This window comes from Trebonia sp. (assembly GCF_049794275.1).
In the GTDB taxonomy this organism is placed as follows: Bacteria; Actinomycetota; Actinomycetes; order Streptosporangiales; family Streptosporangiaceae; genus Trebonia.
In genome coordinates, this window is record NZ_JBARCR010000735.1 from 1 (window position 1) to 3,843 (window position 3,843).

General features: G+C 70.2%; 4 protein-coding genes. 2 read left to right on the plus strand and 2 right to left on the minus strand.

Features of this window, described 5'->3' with window-relative positions:
- Positions 1-326 (minus strand): 16S rRNA (cytosine(1402)-N(4))-methyltransferase (gene mraW, locus WA805_RS19455; protein WP_425243042.1); only part of this gene is annotated, 326 nt, incomplete at its 3' end.
- 274 nt (positions 327-600) lie between these two features.
- A complete protein-coding gene (gene mraZ / locus WA805_RS19460; RefSeq protein WP_422287284.1) occupies positions 601-1,032 on the minus strand; it encodes a division/cell wall cluster transcriptional repressor MraZ in 432 nt (143 codons plus the stop codon).
- Between the two features lie 741 nt (positions 1,033-1,773).
- Here mraZ and WA805_RS19465 point away from each other — a divergent pair.
- Positions 1,774-2,748, plus strand: a complete 975-nt coding sequence (locus WA805_RS19465) for an AAA family ATPase (protein WP_422287286.1) — start codon at positions 1,774-1,776, stop codon at positions 2,746-2,748.
- Between the two features lie 16 nt (positions 2,749-2,764).
- Positions 2,765-3,843, plus strand: a 1,079-nt coding sequence (locus WA805_RS19470; protein ID WP_422281658.1) for a DUF58 domain-containing protein, incomplete at its 3' end; no start/stop codon positions are given.

Consider the following 3,843-nt stretch of genomic DNA (forward strand, 5'->3'; position numbering starts at 1 on the left):
AGGACGCCCTGGACGCGGCGGTGCCCGGCGCGGGCGACGATCGCGCCGATCTGGTCGTAAAAGGCGTGCGCGAGTGTCACCTGGCCTGGGTACTCGGCGGCCAGGGCGCGGCCCGCCTCGATCGCGGTCTCGTCCGCGTCGATGCCGATGAGCAGCAGTCCTGGGCAGGCTTCGAGCAGGGCGCGGGCGTGCCCCGCGCGGCCGAGCGTCGCGTCCACGAGGACGGGCGGGCCGCCGTCCGGTCCTGGGCCGGTCAATGCGGGCACGAGCAAAGCGGTCACCCGGCCGGCTAGCACCGGCACGTGCGCATAGGCGTGCTCGCCCACTTGACCCCTCCGCTTCAGCGCTCCGCGCGCTGTGCTTCTCGCCGATACCGCGGCTTCTCGCGATACCGCGGCTTCTCGCTGTCATCGCGATGCTTGTGGCGTGGCGCTATCGCGACGCTTCTTGCTGTTATCAGCAGTGGCGACCGGCCGGGTCTCCTCCGCGCCCTGTGCGGGCCGCCGCCTGGCGCCGGGGAAGTGGCGCCAGCCTGCACAGCCCGGGCGCGGGTGGAGACTCGCCGGACAGCCATGGCCACCGAGCCAGCCCGATGGCCGCCTACAAGATTCCTGGCAGCACCTCCTCTGCGGCTTCGGAGAACGAGTCCTCCTGTGCGGCCAGGTAGGTCTCCCATGCCTGGGCGTCCCAGATCTCGAGCCGGGTGTTGGCCCCGATCACGATGCAGTCCCGTTGCAGCCCCGCGTACTCCCGCAGGCCGGGCGGGACGGTGATCCTGCCCGTCTTGTCGGGAGTCTCGTCGGAGGCGCTGGCGAAGAAGACGCGGCTGTAGTCCCGCACCGCCTTGGCGGTGACCGGCGCGGCGCGCAATGCCTCGGTGATCCGCCCGAACTCGTCGTGCGGGAAGACGTACAGGCAGCGCTCCTGCCCCTTCGTGATCACGACTCCCCCGGCGAGATCGTCACGGTACTTCGCCGGCAGGAAGAGGCGCCCTTTCTCGTCCAGTCGGGGCGCGTGAGTACCAAGGAACATCCGGTGCTCACCTCCCACCCCAGCGGGCCGGACTTAGACAGCTATCTCACTCCACCGCGCTCCACTGTACCCCACATTGCTCCACCGTCAACTCTCAATCTAGCGCGCCGGCGGCTTTCTGTGCAGCAAACCTGCAGGTCAGCTCCAGTGGAGCAAAGTGGGGGAAGAATCGGCGCCGCGGACCGGCGCGCCGGCGATCCCCCACTCCGCCCCATAAAGCCGCGGTCGCTGGTTTCGCCGCAGGGCTGGCTTTCACGCAGGTATTCCATGATCACGTAAGAAAAGTATGCGTATAGAACACTTTTCTTACGTGATCATGCTTTCCGCTGAGCCCGTCGTCCGAAGAGCGAGGCGAATGTGCGGGATGGTGCGTACGTGGCGTGATGGCCGCGTCCGGCTCGGCGGCCATCGGAGTCGTGCGCCGGCGTGCTTCCCAAGAGCGGGTCGGTTGCGCAACCGGCGGGACCGGGTGCGTGGACGGTTCGCGGGGCGGGTGGCCGGGGCGGGGCGCAATCGGATTCCGGCGGGGAACCGTATGACTCGTGGAGCAACCAGCCGGTGAGCAGGCCTTGCGCGGATGGCGCAGCGGCTGTTAATTGGTAGGTTTTCCGACAAGAAGGGTGCCTGGGCAGGGATGCCGCGCTACGGCCAGGCGTGGCACGCTGGCCGTAGGACGACATACTGTCTGTAGACGACGCAGTCAGCGCGCTGTACGCGCCCGGGCCTATCGAGGAGGGCCATTTGGTACTCGACACGGGGCGCGGCCGCGAGCGGACGCTCGAGGATCTGGTCGCGACGGCAAAGAAGATCGCCACGGCGGTCGAGTCGGTGATCGACGGGAAGGCGGAGGCGGTCAAGCTCGCCCTCACCGTCCTGCTCGCGGAGGGTCACCTGCTGATCGAGGATGTGCCCGGCGTCGGCAAGACGATGCTCGCCAAGGCGCTCGCCAAGTCCATCGACGGCTCGGTGCGGCGGATCCAGTTCACCCCCGACCTGCTGCCGAGCGACGTCACCGGCGTGAGCGCCTACAACCAGGAACGCCGGGAATTCGAGTTCAAGCCCGGCCCGATCTTCGCGAACATCGTCGTCGGCGACGAGATCAACAGAGCCTCGCCCAAGACCCAGTCCGCGCTGCTCGAGTGCATGGAGGAGCGGCACGTCACGGTCGACGGGACCACCTACCAGCTCGAGGCCCCGTTCATGGTCATCGGCACCCAGAACCCGGTGGAGATGGAGGGCACCTACCCGCTCCCCGAGGCGCAGCGGGACAGGTTCACCGCCCGCCTCTCCATCGGCTACCCCACCGCGGCCGCCGAACTGGAGATGCTCAACACCCATGGCTCCGCCTTTCCGCTCGACCAGCTGACGCCGGTCGCGACCGCGCTCGACGTGCGCGAACTGATCAAGGCGGCCCGCGGCGTGCACGTGTCCGGCCAGGTCAAGGAGTACATCATCGCGCTGGCGTCGGCCACGAGGACCGCGTCTGAGCTGCGGCTCGGTGCGTCGCCGCGATCCGCGCTGCACTTGCTGCGCACGAGCCGGGCCCGGGCCGCGCTGGACCGCAGAGACTACGTGATCCCCGACGACATCCAGGCGCTGGCGATCCCGGTGCTGGCGCACCGGCTGCTGCCGACCGCCGAGGCCATGATCGAGCGCAAGCTCCCCGAGCAGGTAGTGGCGCGGCTCGTCGCGGAGCTCCCGCTGCCGCGTCCCTAACCGGCGGTGACTTCAGGTGCGTAGGCTGCTCAGCGCGCTGACGGTCCGGGGGAAGTCGTTCGTCGCGGCCGGCCTGGCGGCGGCCTTCTGCGGCCTGCTCATCCCCGAGCCCGACCTGCTGCGGATCGGCTGCCTGCTGATGGCGCTGCCGCTGCTGTCGGCGTTCGGCGCCGGGCGGGCCAGGTACCGGCTGTCCTGCGTGCGGCTGCTGGCGCCGCCGCGGCTGGCGGCCGGCCAGACCGCCGAGGTGACCATTCAGCTGGCGAACGTCTCCCGGCTGCGGACCGGGCTGCTGCTCTGCCAGGACACCGTGCCCCTCGCGCTCGGCAGGAGGCCGCGGTTCGTGCTGCAGGGCATCGCCGGCGGCGGCAGCAGGGAGTTCAAGTACCAGCTCGGGTCGGACGCGCGCGGCAAGTACACGGTCGGGCCGCTGCAGGTGCGGGTGGCCGACTCGTTCGGGCTGGTGTCGATCAGCCGGGCCTTTAGCAGCACGAGCACGCTGACCGTGACGCCGCGGATCGTCACGTTGTCCCGGCCGCCGCTGTCCGGCAACTGGCTCGGCGACAGCGAGCACGGCAAGCGCAGCATCTCCGCCAACGGGGAAGACGACATAGCGCCGCGCGAGTACCGCACCGGGGACGGACTGCACCGGGTGCACTGGCGGTCCACCGCGCGGTACGGCGAGCTCATGGTGCGCCGCGAGGAGCAGCACTGGCGGAACACGGCCACGCTCTTCCTTGACTCCAGGCGGTCCGCCTACGCCACCGCGATGTTCGAGCTCGCGGTCACCGCCGCCGCGTCGATCGGGGTGCACCTGGCCGGCGAGGGCTTCGAGGCCCGGTTCGTGACGGACGCCGGAGAGGTGCCCAGGCAGGGCACGTTCGGCGACACGCTGCTCGACACGCTCGCCGTCATCGTGCCGTCCAGTTCGATCGGCCTCGGCCAGGGCATCCAGGCGCTTTCCGTGGAGGGCGGGCAGATCATCGCGGTCGTCGGGCTGCTGACGGACGCGGAGGCCACGGAGCTGGCGGCCACCAGGCGCGGCACCGCGCCGGGGCTCGCCCTGCTGCTGGCGCCCGCCGACCGGGTCTGGGC

What these genes read in the sequence shown, in the direction of transcription:
- mraZ (WP_422287284.1), bottom strand. Translation starts at nt 1,032, where the DNA reads ATGTTCCTTGGTACTCACGCGCCCCGACTGGACGAGAAAGGGCGCCTC.